Raw genomic sequence first — 583 nt, forward strand, 5'->3', positions numbered from 1 at the left:
TCAAGCGCGAAATCATCGGAATTCGGCTTAAACTGGACACACGTTGATGGTGTTGCCATCACTCGAATACCTTTGTGTATTACGTTCATGTCTTGATGAACATGCCCACACAAAATGCCTTTTACATTGTCGAATCGATCCACAACTTGCCAAAACGCTTCTGCGTCTTTCAACGTATGCTGATCAAGCCAAGCGCTCCCCACCAGCAAAGGATGGTGATGCAATAAAACCAGTGTATGACGCTCAGGAAATTCCGTTAATTTCTCTTCCAAAAGAGTCAACTGCTGATCGCTTAAACGCCCATGAGGCACGCCTACTACTTGAGAATCAAGCAAAATCAATTGCCACTTTTCACCCAGCAACACATGTTCTGCCGCTTGAATTTGTGGTGAAGGTAACACACTGCCCATATTGGGTTTGTAATCGTGATTTCCCGGCAGCCAATAACAATCCTTTTGCAGCGGCGCAATGCCATCAGCAAATCGTTGATAAGACTCGGCGCTATGATCCTGTGAAATATCGCCAGTCGCTAAAATGTAATCAAACCCCACTTTGCGGCGCAAAACTTCGTTAACCACAGCAG

1 protein-coding gene is annotated in these 583 nt (G+C 45.6%); it reads right to left on the reverse strand.

Annotation, left to right across the window (positions count from 1 at the left end):
* On the reverse strand, window positions 1–583 hold a 583-nt coding region (gene cpdA, locus R7190_RS29195; protein WP_318138114.1), incomplete at both ends, for a 3',5'-cyclic-AMP phosphodiesterase.

This window comes from Vibrio sp. 1078-1, from assembly GCF_033340475.1.